Consider the following 21,465-nt stretch of genomic DNA (forward strand, 5'->3'; position numbering starts at 1 on the left):
CCTTTAAAAGCCGGCTGCGCTGCCGTTGCTACGTGGATCGAAGGCACCTTCCAGCATGCCGTTATTGTGTCTGACGATGGCGCCAGCGTGGCCGACGACTTCGCTGAAATCAGGCAACAGCTCAACGTCATGACCGAGTTCGCGCAACTGCTGCACCGTTTCTGCTGACATGCGCGCTTCGAGTTTGAGAGAGTCAGAGGATTGTCCCCAGGTTCGCCCCAGCAACCAGCGCGGTGCACTGACCGCCTGTTGCAGCGGCTGACCCTGAATCACGTGGCGGGTAAAAATCGCCGCCTGCGTTTGTGGTTGGCCATCGCCCCCCATTGATCCGTAAACCATCGTGCGACCATCTTTCAGGCGCGCAGCCGCTGGATTTAAGGTATGGAACGGTTGTTTACCGGGCTCCAGCGCTAGCAGATGGCCCGGTTGCAGGCTAAAGGCTGCACCGCGGTTTTGCCAGGTAATGCCTGTACCCGGTAGCACCACGCCGCTGCCAAATTCGTGATAGATGCTCTGGATAAAGGAAACGGCCAGCCCGCTGCTGTCCATCACCCCCATCCATACGGTATCGCCAGGACCTCGTCCGGTTCCCCACGGCGCGGCTTGTTGGTCATCAACTTGTGCCGCCAGTGTGGCAAGGTGATCGGCATCCAGCAGATCTTGCACATTGAAGTCGATCTGACGCGGATCGGTGATGTGTTTGTCGCGCAAGGCAAAGGCTTTTTTAGTGGCCTCAACAATGCGGTGTACGGTTTGTGCTTCATCGGCCTCCGCCATGTTCAGGCGGTCGGTGATACCCAAAATCGCCAGCGATACCAAACCCTGCGTTGGTGGCGTCATATTCCAGATGTCACCTTCACTGTGTGCCAGATGCAGCGGCGTACAGCGGCGCGCGTGGTGTTTTTGCAAATCTTCCAGGGTGATCGGCATCCCCAGCGCGGTCATCTCACGTGCCAGATGGTGGGCCAGTTCGCCGCGATAGAAACTCTCCAGACCCTGTTCACTCAACACGCTAAGTGTATTGGCAAGCGCGGGCTGGGTAAAACGGCTACCGGCACCAGGCACGGTGCCGTCAGGCAAGAAGGTCGCAGCGAAGCCGGGTTGATCAAGCAATTCATGTTGCTTTGCGGCAGTGGCTGCAGCCTGCGATGCGGTAACAGGAATGCCATCGGCAGCATAGCGAATGGCGTCACGCAGCAAACGGGCTAACGGCAACCGCGCAGAACCTAGCTCTTCAGCTAGCGTTAACGCCTCCTGCCAGCCACTCACCGTGCCTGCTACAGTGAGCGCTGCTTTAGGACCGCGATGCGGAATATGGCTTTCGCCGTGATAGAAGTCGAGGTGGGCGAGTGAGCCTGCTGCGCCACTGGCATCGATAGCGATAGGATCGCCATTGGGCGGCACGACCAACCAAAACCCATCGCCACCCAAGCCGTTCATGTGCGGATAGACAACCGCGATAGTGGCCGCTGCCGCTACCATCGCTTCGATCGCGTTACCGCCTTCGCGTAAAACCGCCAGTGCACTTTCACTGGCAAGATGGTGAGGGGTGACGGCCATGCCGAGCGGGGCCATGTTGCTCTGTATCATAGTGAACTCTTCATTGTTGATTCTTTTGTAGGGTGTGAATGGGGTTGGTGTTGGTCATAAAAAGTGACCCTACAAATCCGTGAGGTGATCTAAGCAAGAGCTGTTCCAGTTTTGGGTTGGGCATCAATGTGGATCGATTTGTGCTAGCTTGTGATGAAACGAAAGTTACAGGACCAATGATGAAACAGCTTGATGAACGCCTTCGCAGTCACTATCCGCAACTGTCGCCGCAGGAGCAGCGTATTGCCGATTTTGTGTTTGACCATTTTGATGACCTGATCAGCTACAACAGCGCAGAGCTGGCGCGGCTGAGCGGGGTATCGAAGGCGACAGTCAGCCGCCTGTTTAAACGTCTGGGCTATGAGAAATACAAGGACATGCGTGATGAGCTGCGTACGCTGCGTCAGAGTGGGATGCCCCTCACCGACAATCGCGATGCAGTGCAGGGCAATACCTTACTGTCGCGTCATTACAAGCAGGAGATGGCCAACCTGACGCAGTGGGTGAACAGCATCGACCCGCAGCAGTTTGGCGAAGTGATTCAGGCGCTGGGTGCTGCAAAGCGGGTGTTTATTATCGGCATGCGTAACGCCTATCCGGTGGCATTGCACCTGCGTCAGCAGCTGATGCAGGCGCGTCCGCAGGTACATGTGTTACCACAACCCGGCCAGACGCTGGGCGAGGAGCTGGTGGATATCACACCCGAAGATATTGTGGTGGTGATGGCCTTCCGCCGCCGTCCACGTATCATCCGCCCGCTGATGCAGCAGCTACAGCAGAGCAACATCCCGGTGCTGGCGCTGTGCGAGCCGCAGGCGCAGGGTATTATCACCATGGCACACTGGCAGCTGTGCGCGCCGCTTGATAGCGTCTCCGCCTTTGATAGCTATGCCTCGGCGATGAGTCTGATCAACCTGCTGGCAAATGCACTGCTGCATGAAATGCTGTCGCAAGGTCGTCAGCGTATTCATCAAATTGCCGATCTTTATCAGCACCTGGATGAACTGGAACACCGATAGTGGGCACCACTTTGGTGCCTTGCACCTTTTTTGATCGGGTTTTAATACGGGCGTAATGCCCGTTTTTATCGCCTTAAACTCCGTGTTTATTCGTTTTTCTTCCCTTTGCGCCCCACACCCTGCGGTTGGCACATTAGTTGCAAATCGTTTTATCAAGAATCTTTTGTTTCACGATAAACTCACCGGGGTGCATAATGAAAAAAGTTTTACTGGCAGTCGCAGGCGCAGCATTGCTGATGGCTCAGGTCGGCAGTGCGATGGCCGATCAGCTACAAGACATTCAGAAGCGTGGCGTCATCCGCATTGCGGTGCCGCAGGACTTCCCGCCGTTTGGTTCAGTCGGTACCGATTTACAGCCACAAGGCTATGACATCGACATGGCCAAGTATCTGGCGAAGCAGATGAAACTGAAGTTGCAGCTGGTGCCGGTCTCCAGCGCCAACCGCGTGCCTTATCTGCAAACCGATAAAGTGGATCTGGTGATCTCCAGCATGGGCAAAAACGCCGAACGCGAGAAAGTGATCGATTTCAGCCGTGCCTATGCGCCGTTCTTCCTTGGGGTATTTGGCCCGAAAGGTGAGCCACTGAAAGATGCTGCAGCGTTAAGCGGTAAATCAATTGGTGTGACGCGTGGCGCGGTGGAAGACATGGTGCTGAGCGATGTGGCGCCAAAAGATGCGCAGGTGAAGCGTTATGAAGATAACAACACCACGCTGTCAGCTTACCTGTCAGGTCAGGTGCAGTATGTCGCGACCGGTAACCTCGTGGTGGCTGCCATTGCGCGCCAGAACGCAGAAAAAGCGCCGGTGCCGCAGTTCATGCTAAAAGATTCACCGTGCTTTATCGGCCTGAAGAAAGATGAGCCAGCGCTGAAAGACAAAGTGAACGTGTTGATTGAGCAGGGCATTAAAGACGGCACGCTGAACAAACTGTCAGAAGAGTGGCTGAAAGCCCCACTGCCAGCTAACCTCGGCGCATAACGCAATGATTGGGCAACTCAATTTTGCAGATCTCTGGCCGCACTGGCCAGAGTTACTGGCAGGGCTGTGGGTCACGATTCAGATAACGGTGCTGGCCACCGTCGGCGGGGTGAGCCTGGGGATTCTCGGCGCGGCACTGCGCAGTGGCAAACCGAGCTGGGCGAGTCGCATCTGGGGCGTTTATGTCGAACTGATCCGTAATACGCCATTCGTGGTACAGCTGTTTTTTATCGTCTTTGGTTTGCCCAATCTTGGTCTGAAACTGACGGCGGGCGAAGCAGCGCTGCTGGCGATGTTGATTAACCTTGGCGCGTACAGCACTGAAATTATCCGCGCCGGGATTCAGGTGACGCCGAAAGGGCAGTGGGAAGCGGGCCGTGTGCTGGGGTTGACCCGCACGCAGACTTTTATCCGCGTGGTTCTGCCGCCGTCGCTGCAACGTATTTATCCGGCGCTAGTCAGCCAATGCATCATTGTGATGCTGGGTTCATCGGTGGTGTCGCAGGTGTCGTACGAAGAGCTGACCTTCGCCGCCAACCTGATTCAGTCACGCACTTTCTTGAGTTTTGAAGTCTATCTGGTGACCACGTTGATCTACCTGGCGTTGTCGATTGCCATGCGACAGCTGCTGCTGGCGCTGGGGCGTAAATGGTTTGGAGCGCAGCCCGCATGACAACCTTTACTGACTGGGACATCCTGCGCAACCTGCTGCTGGCGGCGCGCTGGACGATTTTACTGTCGCTGGTGGCCTTCTTTGGCGGCACGCTGGTGACCTTACCGCTGCTGTTTTTACGCCTGCTGAAGCGCCCATGGTTGACGCGCCTGATTCGCTGCTACACCGAACTGTTTCAGGGCACGCCGTTGTTGATGCAGCTGTTCCTCGCCTTCTTTGGCGTCGGGCTGTTTGGCATTGATGTGGCGCCCTGGACCGCCGCTTCGCTGGCATTAACTTTCTACACCAGCGCATTTTTGGTGGATATCTGGCACGGCAGTATTCGTGCGCTGCCGAAGGGCCAGTGGGAAGCATCGCGTTGCCTCGGACTGACTTTTGGTCAAACGCTGTTTCGCGTGGTGGCACCGCAGGCTATTCGCATCGCCATCGCGCCGACCGTGGGCTTTGCCGTTCAGGTGATTAAAGGCACCGCGCTGGCCTCGATTATCGGTTTCGTCGAGCTGACGAAAGCCGGCACAATTTTGAACAATGTGACGTATCAGCCCTTTAAGGTATTTGGCCTGGTGGCGCTGGGTTACTTCCTGATGTGTTATCCGCTGTCGCGTTACAGCCAGTACCTGGAGAAAAAATTCAATGCCGCTCATCACCATTAATCAGGTCCAGAAGTACTACGGCGACAACCACGTCCTGAAAGGTGTCGATCTGGATATCGACAACGGCGAGGTGATTTCGATCATCGGCCGCAGCGGCTCGGGCAAAAGTACCTTGCTGCGCTGCATGAACGGACTGGAGGGCTACCAGGAAGGCAGCATCAAACTCGGCGGTATGACGATCACCGACCGTGAATCCCAGGCGCGTGAAATCAGCCGCTCGGTGGGCATGGTGTTCCAGAACTTCAACCTGTTCCCGCACATGACCGCGCTGGAAAACGTGATGCTGGCGCCGCGCCGGGTGCTGAAGAAAAGCGAAGCCGAATGTCGCGAGCTGGCCACGCAGATGCTGGAAAAGGTCGGCCTCGGCGAACGCATCAACTACTACCCGGCCAATTTATCCGGTGGACAACAACAGCGTGTGGCGATTGCCCGTGCGCTGGCAATGCAGCCGAAAGTATTACTCTGTGACGAGATCACCTCAGCGCTCGATCCTGAGCTGGTGGGCGAAGTGCTGAAGGTGCTGGAACAGCTGGCTGCCGAGGGCATGACCTTGATCCTCGTTACCCATGAAATGAACTTCGCCCGTGATGTGGGCGATCGCGTGGTGTTTATGCATCAGGGCCGTGTCTGGGAGCAGGGTGACAGCAAAACGCTGTTTGCCAATCCGCAGACCGCCGAGCTTAAACAGTTTATCTCCAGCGTCCGTCTTTAAGTCTTCAAAAGGAATAGCACATGGATATCAGTCAGTTTTCGCAAATTAATCCACCACAACGCCTGCTGATGGGCCCTGGTCCTATCAACGCCGATCCGCGTGTCCTGCGCGCCATGTCGAGCCAGCTGCTGGGTCAGTACGATCCGGCGATGACGCACTACATGAATGAAGTGATGGCGCTGTATCGTGGTGTATTTCGTACCGAAAACCGCTGGACCATGTTGATTGACGGCACCTCGCGCGCCGGTATCGAAGCGATTCTGCTCTCGGCTATCCGTCCGGGCGACAAAGTGCTGGTGCCGGTGTTTGGCCGCTTTGGTCATCTGCTGTGTGAAATTGCCCGCCGCTGCCGCGCGGAAGTGCACACTATTGAAGTGCCGTGGGGTGAAGTATTCACTCCGGATCAGATCGAAGACGCGATCAAAAAAGTGCAGCCGCGCCTGCTGCTAACGGTGCAGGGCGATACCTCTACCACCATGCTGCAGCCGCTGGAAGAACTTGGCGCCATTTGCCAGAAATACGGCGTGCTGTTCTATACCGATGCCACCGCTTCACTGGGCGGTAACGTGCTGGAAACCGATGCCTGGGGACTGGATGCGGTCTCTGCCGGTATGCAGAAGTGCCTTGGCGGTCCGTCGGGTACTTCTCCGATCACCCTCAGCCCGCAGATGGAAGCGGTGATCCGCAAACGTAAGTGTGTGGAAGAGGGCATCCGTACCGCGGATCATCAGGATGGTGATGAGGAGATGATTTATTCCAACTATTTCGATCTCGGCATGATCATGGATTATTGGGGGCCGGAACGTCTGAACCACCACACCGAAGCCACCACCGCGCTGTTTGGTGCACGTGAGTGCGCGCGTTTGATGATGCAGGAAGGGCTGGATAACGGCATTGCACGTCATAAGTTGCACGGCGAGGCGATGCTGAAAGGCATTCAGGGCATGGGCCTCGAAACCTTTGGCGACCTGAAACACAAAATGAACAACGTGCTCGGTGTGGTGATCCCGCAGGGTGTGAATGGCGACCAGGTGCGCAAATTGGTGCTGGAAGATTTTGGTATTGAGATCGGCACCTCGTTTGGCCCGCTACACGGCAAAGTGTGGCGCATCGGCACCATGGGCTACAACGCGCGCAAAGATTGCGTGATGCAAACCCTGAGCGCGCTGGAAGCGGTATTGAACCATGTGGGTTACCGTTCGACACAAGGCGCGGCCATGCAGGCGGCGTGGGATCATTACGGGAGCCACGCATGAGCAACAGCCTGATGACCGCCAGCGAGGCGCAGTCCGCCGCTGCCCGCGTCATGGCACGCTGCGATGCCCTGGCTGAAATCAGTGAAAGTGAGGATGGTCTGACGCGTGTCTATCTCTCGCCTGAACAGGTCCGCGCCAACGCCCGCGTGGCAGAATGGATGCAGGCGGCCGGCATGACCACCTGGCAAGATGCTGTGGGCAATATCTGCGGTCGTTATGAGTCTGCTGAACCCGGCGCGCAGGCGCTGCTGTTGGGCTCTCATCTGGACACGGTGCGCAATGCCGGGCGCTATGACGGCATGCTGGGTGTGCTGAGTGCTATTGAAACCGTACAGTGGCTGCACGATCGTCAGCTGCGCTTACCGCTGGCGATTGAGATTGTCGGGTTCGGCGATGAAGAGGGCACGCGCTTTGGCATCACGCTGTTGGGCAGCCGGGGGATTACCGGCACATGGCCCGAGAGTTGGGTAACGCATCCGGATGGAAACGGTATAACTGTGGCGGAAGCGATGCAGGATCTCGGTCTGGACGCTGCCAACATTTTGCAGGCAGCACGCGACGTCAACGACATTGCGGCTTACCTTGAACTGCACATAGAACAAGGGCCGTGTCTGGAACAGGAAGATTTGGCGCTTGGCGTGGTGACCGCGATTAACGGCGCGCGTCGTTTGAATTGCAGCTTTATCGGTGAAGCGGGCCACGCTGGCACGGTGCCGATGACCCATCGTAAAGACGCACTGGCCGCCGCCGCCGAGTGGATGGTGTTTGTTGAACACACCACTGCCGAGCAAGATCCACAACTGGTGGCCACGGTCGGCACCCTGAGCTGTTTGCCGGGCGCCGTGAATGTTATCCCCGGTGAAGTGCAGTTTTCACTGGATGTGCGTGGGCCGCAGGATGAGCCGCTGGAGCGCCTGTTGTCCGCGCTGCTGACACAAGCCGAAGCGATTGCCTTGCGGCGTGGACTGACTTTTACCGCTAGCGAGTATTACCGTATTGCGGCAACCGCCTGTGATGCACGTTTGCAACAGGCGCTGAGCCATGCGGTGGAAACCGTACAGGGCCGCAGCGTTTCTTTGCCAAGCGGCGCAGGGCACGACGCGATTGCGATCGCCGATCGCTGGCCAGTGGGTATGCTGTTCGTGCGCAACTATCGCGGTATTAGCCATCATCCAGCCGAGTCCGTGCAGGTAGCCGATGTGGCATTGGGCGTGCAGGCTTATCTGCAAGCGGTCAACGATCTGGCACAGGCTTAAGGAGCCGTTGCATGGAGTTAGCGGTGTTTAACGATGTCACGCCCAATGAGGCACACACAGCGATAGCCCACTGCGTGGCAATTCCTGACTGGCAGCAGGCGCTGGTGGCCGCACGGCCTTTTGCGGATGTGGAAGCGCTCTATACGACCGCCGAAACACTGGCAAAGCGCTGGCAAGGTGCCGAACTGGAACAAGCATTACGCGCTCACCCCCGTATTGGTGAAAAAGCCGCGGGCGCGGGCAAAGAGGCAGTATTGTCACGCAATGAGCAGTCGGCGATGCAGCAGGCCGATGGCGCGCTGCAATTTGCCATGCTGGCGGGCAATCAATCCTATGAACAGCGCTTCAGCCGGGTGTTTTTGATTCGTGCCAAAGGGCGGAGTGGCGAGGAGATGCTGGCGGAATTGCAGCGCAGGCTCAACAATGATGCAGAGACAGAGCAGCAGGAAGCGCTGACGCAACTGCGTGAAATCACCCTGTTACGGCTTAAGGAGAGCATTGTATGAGCACCATTACCACTCACATTCTGGATACCGCGCTGGGTAAACCCGCTATCGGCGTGGCCATATCCCTGGAGCAGAACAGCCCGGAAGGCTGGTTGCCGATGGCGGAGGGGGAAACCGATAGCGATGGCCGTATTAAAGATTTAACGCCCGAGCCGTTAGCACCGGGCCATTATCGATTGACCGCAGAGATCGGTGACTATTTCGCTGCTGACGGACGCGATGCGCTGTACGTCAGTGCACAGATTGATTTTGTGATTGGTTCGGCGGGCAGCCATTATCATCTGCCGTTTCTGATCTCACCGTGGTCGTGGTCAACCTATCGCGGCAGCTAATTTTGTCACGGCCACCCTAAATGGCGACCCTGCAACACTCCAGTGACTGCAGGGTGCGCATTTAGGGACACCTGGCTGCCAACGACACCTGTTTTAGTGACGAAATTATGCGCAGTTGACGATAAAACCCTACTTTTTGTGCGCCATGTCACACGCTGCGCTTGAAAGACAGTAACTATCAAAACCTTCGGTTCATCCAAATATATTCTTTCACAAGGTACGGTTATCTTTACCGGACAATGTGAAGCAAACGGAGCCGAAAAATGAGCACGCACGACAATAACGATAATGCAGCAGCGTCAGGTAAGTGCCCCTTTCATCACGGGGCGTCTGAAGAAAAAAGCGTACTGGCACGTGGCGCGGGGAGCGGAACATCCAACCGCGACTGGTGGCCAAATATGTTACGTGTCGACCTGTTAAATCAGCACTCCAACCGTTCCAATCCCCTCAGTGAAAACTTCAACTACCGCGACGAGTTCAGCAAGCTGGATTACCCGGCGTTAAAAGCGGATATCCGCGCTATTCTGACCGACTCTCAATCCTGGTGGCCAGCCGACTGGGGCAGCTATATTGGGCTGTTCATTCGCATGGCGTGGCACAGTGCAGGTACTTACCGCACCGTGGATGGTCGTGGCGGTTCCGGTCGTGGGCAGCAGCGTTTCGCGCCGCTAAACTCCTGGCCAGACAACGTTAGCCTCGATAAAGCACGTCGCCTGCTGTGGCCGGTAAAACAGAAATACGGTCAGAAAATTTCCTGGGCCGACCTCTATATTCTGGCGGGTAACGTCTCGCTGGAAAATGCCGGCTTCCGCACCTTTGGTTTTGGTGCCGGACGTGAAGACGTGTGGGAACCGGATCTGGATGTGGATTGGGGTAACGAAACTGAATGGCTGGCGCATCGCCACCCAGAAAGTCTTGCCAATGCGCCGGTGGGTGCCACCGAAATGGGCCTGATTTACGTCAACCCGGAAGGCCCGGAAGCCAGCGGCGATCCGAAATCAGCGGCGCCAGCGATTCGCGCCACCTTCGGCAATATGGGCATGAACGATGAAGAGATCGTCGCGCTGATTGCCGGTGGTCATACATTGGGGAAAACCCACGGTGCGGCTGCCGCCAGCCACGTGGGTGTTGATCCAGAAGCCTCGCCAATTGAAGCGCAGGGCCTCGGCTGGAGCAGCAGCTACGGCAGCGGTGCCGGTGCGGATGCGATTACCTCCGGTCTGGAAGTGGTGTGGACGCAGACGCCTACCCAGTGGAGCAACTACTTCTTCGAGAACCTGTTCAAATACGAATGGGTACAGACACACAGCCCAGCAGGCGCGATCCAGTTCGAAGCGGTGGATGCGGAAGCGATCATTCCAGACCCGTTCGATCCAGAGAAAAAGCGCAAGCCCACCATGCTGGTGACCGATCTGACGCTGCGTTTTGACGAAGAGTTCGGCAAGATCTCCCGCCGTTTCCTCAACGATCCACAGGCCTTTAATGAAGCCTTTGCCCGCGCCTGGTTCAAACTGACCCACCGCGATATGGGGCCAAAAGCGCGTTACATCGGCCCGGAAGTACCAAAAGAAGATCTGATCTGGCAGGATCCATTGCCAGCCGCGATCCACCAGCCAACCGCTGATGAGATCACCGATCTGAAAGCGAAGATTGCTGCTTCCGGTCTCAGCGCCAGCCAACTGGTCTCTGCTGCCTGGGCATCTGCTTCCACTTTCCGTGGCGGTGACAAACGTGGCGGGGCCAACGGTGCACGTCTGGCACTGGCACCGCAAAACGGTTGGGCAGTGAATGCCAGCGTGATTCACGATGTGCTGCCAACCCTGCAGAAAATTCAGCAGGAGTCTGGTAAAGCATCACTGGCGGATGTGATCGTTCTGGCCGGCAGCGTGGGTATTGAACTGGCTGCCGCAGCGGCGGGCGTGGCGGTGCAAGTACCGTTTACACCGGGCCGTGTGGATGCGCGTCAGGATCAAACTGAGGTAGAGTCATTTGACGTGCTGCAACCGCTGGCCGATGGTTTCCGTAACTATCGTCGTATCGCAGGTGGCTCATCCACCGAAACCCTGCTGCTGGATAAAGCACAACAGCTGACGCTGAGCGCACCGGAATTAACCGTGCTGTTGGGTGGTCTGCGTGTGCTGGGCACCAACTTCGATGGTAGTCAGCACGGTGTGTTAACCGATCGTGTCGGCGTACTGAGCAATGACTTCTTCGTCAATCTGCTGGATATGCGCACCGCATGGCGCGCTACCGATGAGAGCGCCGAGCTGTTCGAAGGCCGCGATCGTGCCAGCGGTGAAGTGAAGTACAGCGCCACCCGTGCCGATCTGGTATTTGGTTCCAATGCTATCCTGCGCGCACTGGCTGAAGTCTATGCCAGCAGCGATGCCAAACAGAAGTTCGTCAATGACTTCGTGGCAGCCTGGACCAAAGTGATGAATCTGGATCGTTTCGATCTGTAATCACATTAAAGCCGCAGCGGTGACACGCTGCGGCTTTTTTCTGTTTAATCTTCGCGGAATGCCTCAAACGGCACGTTAAAACGTTTTGCCAGCGCAGCTTTATGCTTATCCGTTAACTTACGTTCACCTTTCAAAATCCGGCTAACATACGAACGCTGACCAATTTCCTGAGTGAAAGATGATTGGTTCAAATCGTGTTGATCCATCAAAACTCGTAGCAGCGCGACTCCACCTGGCAGAGTCTTAATGCGTGCATTGAAGGCTGAAAATTCCGGCGCGTGCTCTTCGTATTTCGCGACTTTATCAGCCAGCATATCAATCAGTGGATGAGAAGGCTGATGCTCAACCAAATACTCAACCAGCTCTAGCGCTTGCTCATAATCTGCTTTCGATTGACTACCGCCAAGCAGGGGGACGGCTTTAATCAGGTTATCTGAGGCCTGAATAGCTTCGGCGATCATTCTTTGTTCTCCCGATAGAACGTAACTAATTTGTCGTATTCAGCATGAGTACTGATGTGCTTAATGAAAATACGTCCAGCGATGAAATCGGCGAAAAACATCAACCTGAGATTGTTACCGCCAACATTGATTACCCACCATTACGCCCGATATTTCATTCGGTCCAGGCTTGGAAAGAAATCTTTAAGCGCTTCAGGATCGGCAAAATCTCTGCCATGTAAAGTCCGGTAAGTGGCGTCCAGTGCTGCTGCATCATTGGGAAAACGCAATGCAGCCTCAGCAAACATCTTCCTTGAAATAACGTGCATCATTCCCTCGGCATGTTCCAACATGGAAACATTGTAGCCGAAGTTAGGGGTGTTTCCAATGTGGAAACAAAAATTAAAAAAGAGAGGAAGCCGCGCCAGAAAGACGCGGCAAGACGTTTACTTCAATGTATAGCCATCGGCATCGCGCCACGCCGGGAAGCGTTCGCGGTAGGCTTGCAGATCGTCCAGTGACAATTCCGCATCGAGACGGGCGCGGGCGAAAGGCTCGCCTGCGGCCAGAATCTCGCCCAATGGCGAAATAATCCGGCTGTCCCCGCTGTATTGATGGCTGTTGCCGTCGCTGCCAACGCGGTTGCAACCGGCAACGTACGCCTGGTTTTCAATCGCACGCGCTAACAGCAGTGACTGCCAGTGCAGCGCACGTGGTGCTGGCCAGTTGGCAACATAGAGCGCCAGATCGTAATCATTGTGATTGCGAGAGAACACCGGGAAACGCAGGTCGTAACAAATCTGCGGCAGAATACGCCAGCCGCGCCAGGTGAACACTTCTCGCGTATCACCCGCAACGTAATGCTGATGTTCATTGGCCATGCGGAACAGATGACGTTTGTCATATTGGTGCACGGTGCCATTCGGTTCAACCAGCAGAAAACGGTTCACGGCGCCTTTTTCGGTCTGGATGGCTGCGCTGCCACCGACCAGCGCATTGCTGGTTTTCGCATGGCTGTGCAGCCATTCAATGACCTGTTGCTGCGGCAGCGAACTCTCTGCTGCTTCCATGGCAAAACCCGTGGTGAACATTTCGGGCAGCAGAATCAGATCGCGACCTTCAATGCCTTTCAATACGCCATCGAAGTGATGCAGGTTGGCTTCGCCGTCCATCCAGCTCAGGGTTTCCTGCAGAACGGTAATTTTTAAAGCTGACATAAGCGCTCCGCAGCGGCGATAAGTGTCGCGGGTTGTTTGGCAAAGCACAGGCGAATCAGCTTGTGCGGGAACGGATCGGCACAGAATACCGACAACGGAATGGCTGCCACGCCCACTTCTTTGGTTAGCCATTGGCAGAAACTGACGTCATCCAGATCGGAAATGGCGCTGTAATCCAGCAGCACAAAGTAAGTGCCTTCGCACGGCAACACCTTGAAGCGGCTACCCGACAATGCATCAACCAGACAATCGCGGCGTTCGCGATAGAAGGCCGGCAGGTCACGATAGTGTTCCGGCTCCTGACGCAGCATATCGGCAATCGCCAGCTGCGCCGGGGTATTAACCGAAAACGTCAGATACTGGTGTACTTTACGGATTTCGGCGCTGATCGCTGCTGGTGCAACACAGTAGCCCACTTTCCATCCGGTCATATGGAAGGTTTTGCCAAACGAAGAGACGGCAACGGCACGCTGGCGTAACTCGGCATGCGCTAACACGCTGGCGTGGCCCTCTGCATCAAAACAGATGTGTTCGTAGACTTCATCGCTCAACACATAGATTTCCTGCTCAGCGATCGCCTGCCATAACTCGGCATAATCGCTTTTTCGCCACACGGTCGCAGAAGGGTTGTGCGGCGTATTCAGAATGACTAAACGGGTTTTCGCGCTCAGCAAGCTGCGGAATTCACTCCAGTCAACGCGGAATCCCGGTGGCTGCAATGCAATGCGTTTCAGCACGCCGCCGGCCAGTTGAACAGCAGGCGCGTAACTGTCGTAGCTGGGATCGAAGCAGATCACTTCATCGCCCGGACGCACCAGCGCCGTAATCGCGGCATACAGTGCCTCGGTCGCACCGGCGGTTACAGTGATATCACTGTTAACATCGGGCGTGTGACCGTAAAGCTCAGCCGTTTTATCGGCAATCGCTTCACGCAGGGGTAACACACCGATCATCGGCGCATATTGGTTTGCGCCCTGGCTCACATGATAGGCCAGACGATCCTGTAAATATTGCGGGCCGTCAAAATCCGGAAAACCCTGTGATAAATTGATGGCGTTGAACTGCGCGGCAAGGGCGCTCATTTGCGTGAAAATCGTGGTGCCGAGCGCCGGTAATTTGCTCTCGGGAGTCAGGTTGAGCTGCGTCATTATTTAGTGGCCTTAAGCGCGAATGTCGATGCGGAGAAACCCTGTGTTGCTGCCACTCTACACAGGATGCTAATATTTGGCAATCGAGACGCTTAGACGTCTAAAACAACTGCGGAGCCTCACCTTCACTATGACGGATTTTCTCCCACTGGAACATTTAGTGGCCGCCTGCCACTGGATTGGCGCAAAAGGCTGGGCACCCGCGACGGGCGGAAACATGTCGGTGCGCCAGGATGCCGAATATTGCCTGCTAAGCGCATCAGGTAAAGATAAAGGCAGTTTGACGCGTGATGACTTTATTCAGGTGGAGATCGCGACAAACAGTGTCCCTTCGGGACGTAAACCGTCGGCGGAAACCGGGCTGCATACCCTGATTTATCGCTTGTTCCCGCAGGCCGGGGCTGTACTGCATACCCATACGGTGAATTCTACCGTACTGTCGCGTGTAGAGAAGGGCAGTGCGTTGCTGCTGAGCGGCTACGAGATGCAGAAAACCCTCACGGGTCAGGACACGCATCTCAATACCGTTGCGATTCCGCTGTTTGATAACGACCAGGATATTGAGGCACTGGCGCAGCGCATTGAAGCTTTTGCGGCGGACACGCCGTTGCGGTACGGCTTCCTGTTACGTGGTCATGGCTTAACCTGCTGGGGCAAAGACGTCAACGAAGCGCGCCGCCACCTGGAAGGGCTGGAATTCCTGTTTGAATGTGAACTGCAACGTCGACTGCTGGAGACCCAATGATTCGCGCGATTGTTACTGATATTGAAGGCACCACCAGTGATATCCAGTTTGTGCACAATGTCCTGTTTCCTTATGCACGTCAGCATCTGGCAGCCTTCGTGCGGGATAACCAAACGGATGAGAAGGTGGTTGCGGCGCTAAACGCAGTGCGTGAAGAGTCAGCGACGCCCCAGGCATCGCTGGATGACCTCATCGCCACGCTGATCGGTTTTATTGATGAAGATCGCAAATCGCCGGGGCTGAAAGCGCTGCAAGGGATGATCTGGCGTGCGGGTTATGTTGAAGGTCAGTTCACCGGCCACCTTTATCCCGATGTGCTGCCCGCCTTTGAACGCTGGCAGCAACAAGGGATTGCCCTGTATGTTTATTCCTCGGGATCGGTGCCTGCGCAGAAACTGTTATTTGGCTACAGCGATGAAGGTGATTTAACCTCGCTGTTTAGCGGCTATTTTGATACAGCGGTTGGCGCCAAGCGTGAAACCCAGTCGTATCACAACATCGCCGAACACATTGGCCTGGCACCCTCTTCGTTGCTGTTCCTGTCAGATATCCATCAGGAACTGGATGCCGCGGCACAAGCAGGCTGGCACACATTGCAGTTAATTCGTGGCGAGGCCGATAACGCCAGTCGCCATCACCAGGTAAACGATTTTTCGCAGATTAATCCGGAGTCGATTTAACATGAGTGCACTGACAATTTTTAGCGATACCGAGTCCAGCCAGCCACTGTGGCACAGTACCGATGCCGAGGCGATTCGCGAGCGCCTGAACGCCAAAAACGTTCGCTTTGAGCGTTGGGAAGCGGATCGCGATCTGGGTAACGACCCTGACGCTGAAACGGTGATCAAAGCCTATCAGCACGCGATCGATCGTCTGGTGGCAGAGAAGGGCTATCAGAGTTGGGATGTGCTGAGTATGCGTGCAGACAATCCTAACAAGCAGGCGTTGCGCGAGAAGTTCCTGAATGAACACACGCACAGCGAAGATGAAGTGCGTTTCTTCGTCGAAGGGTCTGGCCTGTTTTGCCTGCATATTGGCAGTGAGGTTTACCAGATTCTGTGCGAGAAGAATGATCTGATTTCAGTACCTGAAGGCACGGCACACTGGTTTGATATGGGCTCTGAACCGCACTTTACCGCGATTCGTATTTTCGATAATCAGGAAGGCTGGATCGCCAACTTTACCGGCGACAAGATTGCGGATGCTTATCCTCGTCTGGCATAACGCGCTGTGTGCTTAAACCTGCATACGCATAAATGGAATCAGCCATTGAAGGGGCACTCTTCAGGGTGCATCTGACAACATAGGGCTCGTCATCATAAGGTCGCCATTTATGGCGACTTTTTCATTTCTGGCGCACCGTAAGCACAGGATACGCCATCTGGCGCACCCTTAAGGCTGAAAAATCCCTTCCTTAACCTGCTCTGGCGTCACGACGCCAGTATCCAACACCCAACCGCTAATCAGTGCAGCTGGCGTGACATCAAACGCTGGGTTGTAGACCACCGCATTATCCGGTGCCCACTGCACATTACCAAAACTGCCTGACACACCGGTGACTTCACTGGCGGCACGCTGCTCAATGGGAATGGCATCGCCGTTAGGACAAAGGCGATCCAGCGTGGTGTGCGGCGCCGCCACATAGAACGGAATACCGTGATAGTGCGCCAGTACCGCCAGGCTGTAGGTGCCGATTTTGTTCGCCACGTCGCCGTTAGCGGCAATGCGGTCTGCGCCGACCCAAATCGCATCGACCACGCCGCGCGCCATTAAACTTGCAGCCATCGAATCGGTGATCAGCTGGTAAGGAATGTGCAGTTCGCCCAGTTCCCACGCGGTTAAACGGCCGCCCTGCAGCAGTGGTCGCGTCTCATCCACCCAAACGTTTTTCACTAAACCTTGCTGATGGGCATGCGCAATCACGCCCAGTGCGGTGCCCACGCCAGCGGTGGCGAGACCGCCGGTATTACAGTGCGTCAGCAGCTGGCTGCCCGGCTTGACCAGCGCGCTGCCGGCGCGGGCAATGTTGTCACACAGCTGCTTATCTTCTGCCACCAGGCGCAGCGCTTCGGCGCTCAGGGCGTTTACGTGATCGCTCTCCGCCAGCGCAATCTTCATACGATCCAGATTGTTCATCAGGTTGACGGCAGTCGGGCGTGACGCACGCAACACCTCCAGCGCTTCCGCCAATGCCGCGCGGGTGACACCTTGCTCGCCCAACAGCGCCAGCAGCAAGCTGGCTGAAAGGCCAATCAGCGGGGCGCCGCGCACGCGTAGCGCATGGATATGATCAACCAACTGCGTCACAGTGTGCGCAGGCAGCCAGTTTTGTTGTTGTGGCAGCGCTTGCTGGTCGAGGATCCACAGTTGATTATCGCGGACCTCAAGACTGGTGGTACGAAGTGTTTGCATGGTGTGAAATCCCTGTTGCGTTAATAGCGGCTATTGTGCCAACATGCGTGACGGATGTATAGACGTCCAAACGGCTTATTACTATCGAATGTCGAGGAACAGGCAATGTCGCAATACCGTACCTTCACCGCTGCTGATGCGGTGGAATATGCTAAAAAATTTGGCGGTGTGGACGATCCGTCAGCGCTGGTCAGCGCAGAAGAGATCGGCGATGGTAATCTCAACCTGGTGTTCAAGATTTTCGATAACCTGGGACAGAGCCGTGTGGTAGTGAAACAGGCACTGCCTTATGTGCGTTGCGTGGGTGAGTCCTGGCCGTTAACGTTGGATCGCGCGCGCCTTGAAGCGCAGACGCTGGTTGAGCACTATAAACATTGCCCAGAGCACACGGTTAACGTCACCCATTACGATGCCGAACTGGCGGTGATGGTGATGGAAGATCTTTCCAGCCATCGCATCTGGCGCGGCGAGCTGGTGCAAGGGGCTTACTACCCTGAAGCGGGTCGTCAGCTGGGCGAATATCTGGCGCAGACGCTGTTCCATACTTCTGATTTTTTCCTGCATCCGCACAAGAAAAAGGCCGAAGTCGCGCGTTTCATCAACCCGGAAATGTGCGAAATCACCGAAGACCTGTTCTTCAACGATCCCTTTATCGATCACGAGCGTAATAAATACCCGGCGGCACTGGAGCCGCTGGTGGTCAGCCTGCGCACTGACGATGCGCTGAAAATCGCGGTGGCCGGGCTGAAGCACCGCTTCTTTGCGGATGCCGAAGCGCTACTGCACGGCGATGTGCACAGCGGTTCCATCTTCGTGGCCGATGGTAGCCTGAAGGTGATCGATGCGGAGTTTGGCTATTTCGGTCCGATAGGCTTTGATGTCGGCAGCGCGATTGGCAATCTGCTGATTAACTACTGCTGCCTGCCGGGCCTGCTGGCCCCGCGTGAAGCGGCAGAAGGGCGTGAGCGTCGTCTGAGCGATGCGCATGAAGTCTGGACGCAGTTCTCCAGCCGCTTCCTCGAACTGGCACACGCCAACACTTCTGATGTGGCGCTGGCGTATCCGGGCTATGCGGAAGCCTTCCTGCGCAAAGTATGGAGCGATACCATTGGCTATTGTGGCACGGAGTTGATTCGCCGCACCGTGGGCATGTCTCACGTTGCCGATTTTAAACAGATTGCTGATGACACCATGCGTACCGAATGTATTCGTAGCTGCATTACCCTGGGACGTACGCTAATTCTGGCGGCAGATCATATTGCGGATGTCGATGCGCTGATTGCGCGCATTCGTCAGGCGGGGTAAGTCAGGCTTCAATCTTATAACTGCGCCATTCACTGCCCGCTTTGGCAGCGAAACCGCTTATGTATGCGGGATAAGTTATGCCTGGCCCCATTAAAAAAGCCTCCGTCAGGAGGCTTTTTCGTTTTTACGCGGCTTCACTGGCGCGCGGGGCGCCTTTATCCTGCGGCTTCGGTGAGGCCAGTGCCTCCGGCACAAACTCATCGACGTTGATGGCTTTGAGACGGCTGGCTTCAGCGCGCGTCAGTACTTTGGCTTCGCTCTCATCAATCCAGCCCTCTTTCAACGCACGCTGTGCCAGCGCATCCAGACGGGTAAACGACAGATGTTTTTTCTGCTGCTGGCAAAGACGTTCATGAATCACTTCCGCTGCCATCACATCCTGCAGCGCCTGCTCCAGTTGGCCTGCTGGATTGTGTTCGCTTGGCGTCAGGTACATGCCACGGCCCAGACGCGTACGGGTGGCTGACGGCAGTTGCAACAGCTTCGCCAGCTTGTGATCCAGTTTGTCAGACGGTGCCGGGCAGTGTTTGCCACCGGCGAAAATCACCATGCGCAGCGCGCCTGCCACCAGGCGATTAGGGAAGTTACGCAGCAGGTCATCCATCGCCACTTCAGCCTGATGCAGCGCATCCTGCACGCCCCAGTGCACCAGCGGCAGATCGGCTTCATTGCGGCCTTCGTCGTCAAAGCGTTTCAGGGTGGCAGAGGCGAGATACATCTGGCTCAGCACATCCCCCAGACGTGCTGAGATACGTTCACGACGTTTCAGGCTGCCGCCTAACACTGCCATCGACACATCTGACAGCAGTGCCAGGTTGGCGCTCAGGCGGTTGAGCTGCTGATAGTAGCGGCGGGTCACGTCGCGGGTTGGCGACGCGCTGGTGCGGCCTCCGGTTAAACCGAGCCACAGACTGCGCACTTTGTTGCTACCGACATGGCCAATATGGCTGAACAAGGCACGGTCAAAGGCCACCAGATCGTTTTTCGCCGCAGCGTTCATCTCTTCCAGCATCCATGGATGGCAGCGAATCGCGCCCTGGCCAAAGATGATCATGCTGCGCGTCAGGATATTGGCGCCTTCCACGGTAATCGCAATCGGTGCGCCCTGATAAGCTCGCGCCAGGAAGTTGTTGTCGCCCAGCATAATGCCTTTACCGCCGGCGATATCCATCGCATCGATAATGGCGCGCTGGCCGCGGTGGGTGCAGTGATATTTCACAATCGCCGACAGCACCGCCGGTTTTTCACCCAGCATAATGCCGCTAGTGATAAGTGTAGCCGCCGCATCCATCACGTAGGCGTTACCGGCAATGCGTGCCAGCGGTTCCTCGATGCCTTCCATTTTACCGATAGAGACTTTGAACTGACGACGGATATGCGCATAAGCTCCGGTTGCCAGCGCAATGCTTTTCAGACTACCGGTCGAGTTGGAAGGCAAGGTGATACCGCGACCGACTGACAGACATTCAACCAGCATACGCCAGCCCTGACCGGCCATCGACGGGCCACCGATGATGAAATCGATTGGCACGAAAATATCTTTACCGCGTGTTGGACCGTTCTGGAACGGCACGTTAAGCGGGAAGTGGCGATGGCCAATCTCTACGCCCGGTGTTTGCGTCGGGATCAGGGCGCAGGTAATGCCCAGCTCTTCCGTCTCACCCAGCAGATGATCGGGATCGGAGAGTTTAAAGGCCAGTCCAAGCACGGTAGCAATCGGTGCCAGCGTAATGTAACGCTTGTTCCATGTCAGGCGCATGCCCAGCACTTGCTGGCCTTGCCATTCGCCCATGCACACCACGCCAGTATCCGGAATGGCACCCGCATCCGAACCCGCTTCCGGGCTGGTCAGCGCGAAGCACGGAATTTCATCGCCGCGTGCCAGACGTGGTAAATAGTGATCTTTCTGCTCATCGGTGCCGTAATGTTGCAACAGTTCGCCTGGGCCGAGTGAGTTAGGTACACCCACGGTGATCGCCAGGATCCCGGAAACGCCCGCCAGTTTTTGCAAGACGCGCGCCTGAGCATAGGCGGAGAATTCGAGGCCGCCATACTCTTTCTTAATGATCATGGCGAAGAAGCGATGCTGCTTGAGATACGCCCACAGTTCCGGCGGAAGATCGGCCAGTTCGTGAGTGATCTGGAAATCATTCGCCATACGACAGGCTTCTTCGACCGGCCCCTCGAGGAAGGCTTGTTCCTCTTCCGTCAGACGTGGCTGCGGATAGTTGTGCAGTTTCTGCCAGTCTGGCTTGCCACGAAACAGATCCCCTTCCCACCAGGTCGTACCGGCATCAATCGCTTCCTTTTCCGTACGCGACATCGGCGGCATCACTTTCTGGAAGCTGTGCAGCGCAGGTTTGGAGAACATGCTGCGACGCATGGCCGGCAGATTGAAGGGCAGCAGGATAATCGCCAGTGGCAGCAGCAGCCACGGCGTCCACAGGCCTGCAGCAGCCAGCCCGGCGGTCCATAGCAACAGGATTACGCTGCTGAGCCGCAGCGAAACTTGATGGTAAAAGAGGGCGCTAATGACAATCAGCGTCGCGACAATCGAGGCAAGCAACATAATGAACCGCTCCGTAAGTTGTAAGAGGTCTGACCTGTTATAGGGTAAGGTTTAGAGCAGTGATCGCTTTTTAGCAATCTGTTTACATCGCAATTACAACAGAACTCACAAAATCGCACTCTCTGGACACCAACAGAGCAGGAATGGCAAAGCCTGGGCCTTTTTCCCCGATGCAGGCGCTTTGCGGCTT

Annotated in this window: 20 protein-coding genes and 1 pseudogene; 14 read left to right on the top strand and 7 right to left on the bottom strand. The window is 56.0% G+C overall.

Translation table 11 applies throughout. The annotated features are described in order from the left end of the window. Window positions 1–3 precede the first annotated feature (3 nt). The gene (locus AC6I8L_RS04110) at window positions 4–1,590 is read right to left on the bottom strand and encodes a gamma-glutamyltransferase family protein (RefSeq protein ID WP_058961564.1); all 1,587 of its coding nucleotides are present in this window, start codon (window positions 1,588–1,590) and stop codon (window positions 4–6) included. A 179-nt stretch (window positions 1,591–1,769) separates the two neighbouring features. Between AC6I8L_RS04110 and hpxU the strand changes: the two genes are divergently transcribed. The 10 genes from hpxU (at window position 1,770) to katG (ending at window position 11,439) form a co-directional block, all read left to right on the top strand. Beyond that, window positions 1,770–2,609: a MurR/RpiR family transcriptional regulator HpxU gene (gene hpxU, locus AC6I8L_RS04115; protein ID WP_058961563.1), complete on the top strand. Its 840-nt coding sequence runs from the start codon at window positions 1,770–1,772 to the stop codon at window positions 2,607–2,609. A gap of 194 nt (window positions 2,610–2,803) precedes the next feature. After that, window positions 2,804–3,589, top strand: coding sequence for a transporter substrate-binding domain-containing protein (locus tag AC6I8L_RS04120; protein WP_058961562.1), 786 nt, complete (start codon window positions 2,804–2,806; stop codon window positions 3,587–3,589). Window positions 3,590–3,593: 4 nt separating this feature from the next. After that, entirely contained in the window at window positions 3,594–4,262 is a 669-nt protein-coding gene (locus tag AC6I8L_RS04125) for an amino acid ABC transporter permease (RefSeq protein ID WP_038648825.1), read from the top strand. Continuing rightward, on the top strand, window positions 4,259–4,915 hold the full coding sequence (locus AC6I8L_RS04130) for an amino acid ABC transporter permease (protein WP_058961561.1): 657 nt from the start codon (window positions 4,259–4,261) through the stop codon (window positions 4,913–4,915). Before AC6I8L_RS04125 ends, AC6I8L_RS04130 begins: the two co-directional genes overlap by 4 nt. Next, complete coding sequence (locus AC6I8L_RS04135) at window positions 4,896–5,627, top strand: amino acid ABC transporter ATP-binding protein (protein ID WP_058961560.1); 732 nt, start codon at window positions 4,896–4,898, stop codon at window positions 5,625–5,627. Before AC6I8L_RS04130 ends, AC6I8L_RS04135 begins: the two co-directional genes overlap by 20 nt. Window positions 5,628–5,647: 20 nt before the next feature. Next, on the top strand, window positions 5,648–6,883 hold the full coding sequence (locus AC6I8L_RS04140; RefSeq protein WP_058961559.1) for a pyridoxal-phosphate-dependent aminotransferase family protein: 1,236 nt from the start codon (window positions 5,648–5,650) through the stop codon (window positions 6,881–6,883). Then, the gene (hpxK, locus tag AC6I8L_RS04145; protein ID WP_058961558.1) at window positions 6,880–8,139 is read left to right on the top strand and encodes an allantoate amidohydrolase; all 1,260 of its coding nucleotides are present in this window, start codon (window positions 6,880–6,882) and stop codon (window positions 8,137–8,139) included. The genes AC6I8L_RS04140 and hpxK overlap by 4 nt, the downstream gene beginning before the upstream one ends. Window positions 8,140–8,150: 11 nt before the next feature. Then, window positions 8,151–8,645 carry a 2-oxo-4-hydroxy-4-carboxy-5-ureidoimidazoline decarboxylase gene (gene uraD / locus AC6I8L_RS04150; RefSeq protein WP_058961557.1) on the top strand — a complete coding sequence of 165 codons (495 nt, stop codon included), beginning with the start codon at window positions 8,151–8,153 and terminating at the stop codon, window positions 8,643–8,645. After that, complete coding sequence (gene uraH / locus AC6I8L_RS04155; RefSeq protein WP_034825380.1) at window positions 8,642–8,977, top strand: hydroxyisourate hydrolase; 336 nt, start codon at window positions 8,642–8,644, stop codon at window positions 8,975–8,977. The genes uraD and uraH overlap by 4 nt, the downstream gene beginning before the upstream one ends. A gap of 263 nt (window positions 8,978–9,240) precedes the next feature. Further along, a complete protein-coding gene (katG, locus tag AC6I8L_RS04160; RefSeq protein WP_058961556.1) occupies window positions 9,241–11,439 on the top strand; it encodes a catalase/peroxidase HPI in 2,199 nt (732 codons plus the stop codon). A gap of 44 nt (window positions 11,440–11,483) precedes the next feature. Here the strand turns inward: katG and AC6I8L_RS04165 are convergent, their stop codons facing one another. The 4 genes and pseudogenes from AC6I8L_RS04165 to AC6I8L_RS04180 form a co-directional block, all read right to left on the bottom strand. Beyond that, on the bottom strand, window positions 11,484–11,900 hold the full coding sequence (locus AC6I8L_RS04165; protein WP_034825376.1) for a helix-turn-helix domain-containing protein: 417 nt from the start codon (window positions 11,898–11,900) through the stop codon (window positions 11,484–11,486). Then, a pseudogene (locus tag AC6I8L_RS04170) lies at window positions 11,897–12,208 on the bottom strand (type II toxin-antitoxin system HigB family toxin). Before AC6I8L_RS04170 ends, AC6I8L_RS04165 begins: the two are co-directional and overlap by 4 nt. Window positions 12,209–12,325: 117 nt before the next feature. Continuing rightward, the gene (locus AC6I8L_RS04175) at window positions 12,326–13,096 is read right to left on the bottom strand and encodes an amidohydrolase (protein ID WP_058961555.1); all 771 of its coding nucleotides are present in this window, start codon (window positions 13,094–13,096) and stop codon (window positions 12,326–12,328) included. Continuing rightward, entirely contained in the window at window positions 13,084–14,244 is a 1,161-nt protein-coding gene (locus AC6I8L_RS04180) for a pyridoxal phosphate-dependent aminotransferase (RefSeq protein ID WP_058961554.1), read from the bottom strand. The genes AC6I8L_RS04175 and AC6I8L_RS04180 overlap by 13 nt, the downstream gene beginning before the upstream one ends. Before the next feature lie 130 nt (window positions 14,245–14,374). On the opposite strand from AC6I8L_RS04180, the gene AC6I8L_RS04185 reads away from it, so the two are divergent. From AC6I8L_RS04185 to AC6I8L_RS04195, 3 genes are read left to right on the top strand one after another with little or no spacing between them, the layout of a single operon-like run. Next, on the top strand, window positions 14,375–14,989 hold the full coding sequence (locus AC6I8L_RS04185) for a methylthioribulose 1-phosphate dehydratase (protein WP_058961553.1): 615 nt from the start codon (window positions 14,375–14,377) through the stop codon (window positions 14,987–14,989). Then, window positions 14,986–15,669 carry an acireductone synthase gene (gene mtnC / locus AC6I8L_RS04190; protein WP_058961552.1) on the top strand — a complete coding sequence of 228 codons (684 nt, stop codon included), beginning with the start codon at window positions 14,986–14,988 and terminating at the stop codon, window positions 15,667–15,669. The genes AC6I8L_RS04185 and mtnC overlap by 4 nt, the downstream gene beginning before the upstream one ends. Window position 15,670: 1 nt before the next feature. Then, window positions 15,671–16,213, top strand: a complete 543-nt coding sequence (locus AC6I8L_RS04195; protein ID WP_034825366.1) for a 1,2-dihydroxy-3-keto-5-methylthiopentene dioxygenase — start codon at window positions 15,671–15,673, stop codon at window positions 16,211–16,213. Between the two features lie 168 nt (window positions 16,214–16,381). On the opposite strand, the gene mtnA is transcribed toward AC6I8L_RS04195, so the two are convergent. Then, a complete protein-coding gene (gene mtnA / locus AC6I8L_RS04200) occupies window positions 16,382–17,401 on the bottom strand; it encodes an S-methyl-5-thioribose-1-phosphate isomerase (protein WP_058961551.1) in 1,020 nt (339 codons plus the stop codon). A gap of 105 nt (window positions 17,402–17,506) precedes the next feature. Between mtnA and mtnK the strand changes: the two genes are divergently transcribed. Then, a complete protein-coding gene (gene mtnK / locus AC6I8L_RS04205; RefSeq protein ID WP_058961550.1) occupies window positions 17,507–18,706 on the top strand; it encodes an S-methyl-5-thioribose kinase in 1,200 nt (399 codons plus the stop codon). A gap of 124 nt (window positions 18,707–18,830) precedes the next feature. On the opposite strand, the gene fadE is transcribed toward mtnK, so the two are convergent. Beyond that, window positions 18,831–21,275: an acyl-CoA dehydrogenase FadE gene (gene fadE / locus AC6I8L_RS04210; RefSeq protein ID WP_058961549.1), complete on the bottom strand. Its 2,445-nt coding sequence runs from the start codon at window positions 21,273–21,275 to the stop codon at window positions 18,831–18,833. Between the last annotated feature and the right edge of the window lie 190 nt (window positions 21,276–21,465).

It is taken from the genome of Type-E symbiont of Plautia stali (assembly GCF_059731115.1).

Excerpts from the sequence above, each read along its gene's own strand:
- hpxU (WP_058961563.1), top strand. The coding sequence starts at position 1,770 with ATGAAACAGCTTGATGAACGCCTTCGCAGTCACTATCCGCAACTGTCG.
- AC6I8L_RS04140 (WP_058961559.1), top strand. The coding sequence starts at position 5,648 with ATGGATATCAGTCAGTTTTCGCAAATTAATCCACCACAACGCCTGCTG.
- fadE (WP_058961549.1), bottom strand. The coding sequence starts at position 21,275 with ATGTTGCTTGCCTCGATTGTCGCGACGCTGATTGTCATTAGCGCCCTC.
- AC6I8L_RS04120 (WP_058961562.1), top strand. The coding sequence starts at position 2,804 with ATGAAAAAAGTTTTACTGGCAGTCGCAGGCGCAGCATTGCTGATGGCT.
- mtnA (WP_058961551.1), bottom strand. The coding sequence starts at position 17,401 with ATGCAAACACTTCGTACCACCAGTCTTGAGGTCCGCGATAATCAACTG.
- AC6I8L_RS04110 (WP_058961564.1), bottom strand. The coding sequence starts at position 1,590 with ATGATACAGAGCAACATGGCCCCGCTCGGCATGGCCGTCACCCCTCAC.
- AC6I8L_RS04135 (WP_058961560.1), top strand. The coding sequence starts at position 4,896 with ATGCCGCTCATCACCATTAATCAGGTCCAGAAGTACTACGGCGACAAC.
- katG (WP_058961556.1), top strand. The coding sequence starts at position 9,241 with ATGAGCACGCACGACAATAACGATAATGCAGCAGCGTCAGGTAAGTGC.
- AC6I8L_RS04195 (WP_034825366.1), top strand. The coding sequence starts at position 15,671 with ATGAGTGCACTGACAATTTTTAGCGATACCGAGTCCAGCCAGCCACTG.
- AC6I8L_RS04130 (WP_058961561.1), top strand. The coding sequence starts at position 4,259 with ATGACAACCTTTACTGACTGGGACATCCTGCGCAACCTGCTGCTGGCG.
- mtnK (WP_058961550.1), top strand. The coding sequence starts at position 17,507 with ATGTCGCAATACCGTACCTTCACCGCTGCTGATGCGGTGGAATATGCT.
- uraD (WP_058961557.1), top strand. The coding sequence starts at position 8,151 with ATGGAGTTAGCGGTGTTTAACGATGTCACGCCCAATGAGGCACACACA.
- AC6I8L_RS04180 (WP_058961554.1), bottom strand. The coding sequence starts at position 14,244 with ATGACGCAGCTCAACCTGACTCCCGAGAGCAAATTACCGGCGCTCGGC.
- mtnC (WP_058961552.1), top strand. The coding sequence starts at position 14,986 with ATGATTCGCGCGATTGTTACTGATATTGAAGGCACCACCAGTGATATC.
- AC6I8L_RS04175 (WP_058961555.1), bottom strand. The coding sequence starts at position 13,096 with ATGTCAGCTTTAAAAATTACCGTTCTGCAGGAAACCCTGAGCTGGATG.
- AC6I8L_RS04125 (WP_038648825.1), top strand. The coding sequence starts at position 3,594 with ATGATTGGGCAACTCAATTTTGCAGATCTCTGGCCGCACTGGCCAGAG.
- AC6I8L_RS04165 (WP_034825376.1), bottom strand. The coding sequence starts at position 11,900 with ATGATCGCCGAAGCTATTCAGGCCTCAGATAACCTGATTAAAGCCGTC.
- AC6I8L_RS04185 (WP_058961553.1), top strand. The coding sequence starts at position 14,375 with ATGACGGATTTTCTCCCACTGGAACATTTAGTGGCCGCCTGCCACTGG.
- uraH (WP_034825380.1), top strand. The coding sequence starts at position 8,642 with ATGAGCACCATTACCACTCACATTCTGGATACCGCGCTGGGTAAACCC.
- hpxK (WP_058961558.1), top strand. The coding sequence starts at position 6,880 with ATGAGCAACAGCCTGATGACCGCCAGCGAGGCGCAGTCCGCCGCTGCC.